This window comes from Paenibacillus sp. P4_E11, assembly GCF_056401635.1.
Genome location: NZ_JBFUIX010000547.1, coordinates 1 through 1,065, shown reverse-complemented (window position 1 = coordinate 1,065; position 1,065 = coordinate 1). Strand labels below are relative to the sequence as shown.

At 43.3% G+C, this 1,065-nt stretch carries 1 protein-coding gene and 1 pseudogene; both read right to left on the bottom strand.

The window, feature by feature from the left end; translation table 11 throughout:
* Positions 1-665, bottom strand: a 665-nt coding sequence (locus tag AC1DWB_RS35935) for a response regulator transcription factor (protein ID WP_477545833.1), incomplete at its 3' end; no start/stop codon positions are given.
* A gap of 219 nt (positions 666-884) precedes the next feature.
* Positions 885-1,065, bottom strand: a pseudogene (locus tag AC1DWB_RS35930) (GNAT family N-acetyltransferase); the annotation flags it as partial.

The following is a 1,065-nucleotide window of genomic DNA, read 5'->3' as shown; positions in this document are numbered from 1 at the left end:
ACCTCAAGCCGGTAACCAAGTCCACGCACCGTTTCGATACGAAATTCGGTTGTAGTCGCAAATCGCTCGCGCAGGCGTTTAATATGTATATCTACGGTTCGATCATCTCCAGCATATTCGAGTCCCCATATCTGATCAATCAATTGCTGACGCGTATAGACTTGTCCTGGTGTTCCAGCGAGCTTATACAGCAATTCGAACTCCTTCAGCGGCAACGTGAACGACTCCGTCCCTCTTGTCACTTTATAAGTCTGCCGATCAAGAATAACGCTGCCAAATTGGATCATCTGCGTGGAGCCATTTCGAAATCGCTTGAGTAATGCCCTAACACGAACCGTTAACTCTAACGGATCAAATGGTTTCGTCAAATAATCGTCGGTTCCCAGTTCGAAACCCTTCACTTTCTCCCATGTTTCGCCTCTAGCAGTCAACATAAGCAAAGGTACATCAGGATTAGCTTTTCTGAGCTCCTTGCATAATGTCCAACCATCCATAATCGGCATCATAATATCAAGAACTACAAGATCGACATGTGTTTCAGCATAGACCTTAAGTGCTTCCCTACCGTCTACGGCTTCAACTGTCGTGAATCCATCGTTGCGTAGAAATAAACAAACAAGTTCGCGAATGTTGGCATCGTCGTCAGCAACCAGTATTGTAGGCATCCGTTCCCTCTTTTCCTGTTTCCACCTTATATTGAAGTAACCATTATACTATAAATAAATGTGGATTACCCCTATTCTTCCTGTTAGTCAGTTGACTCGACAATTTGCTTCTAATATTCTGAACTTCTACTGGTTGCTTCACAACACAACACAAAAAGCCCTATCATGTAGCCATTGCTAACACGTCGAGCTTTGTTCAAAAGCTGGAAATTTGCCAAATTAGATGTACTCCATAACCCAGTACCGCTCACCCGGTTTTCCTTCCTCAACAATCTTCTTCCAACCATTATTTTCGTAAAATCTCATGGCTTTATGKTTTTCAGAAACGCACTTAAGTTTTGCCGGTTTGTCCATTTTTTCAACAGAAGCAGCTAGAAGAAGTCTTCCGGCCCCTTTTCTG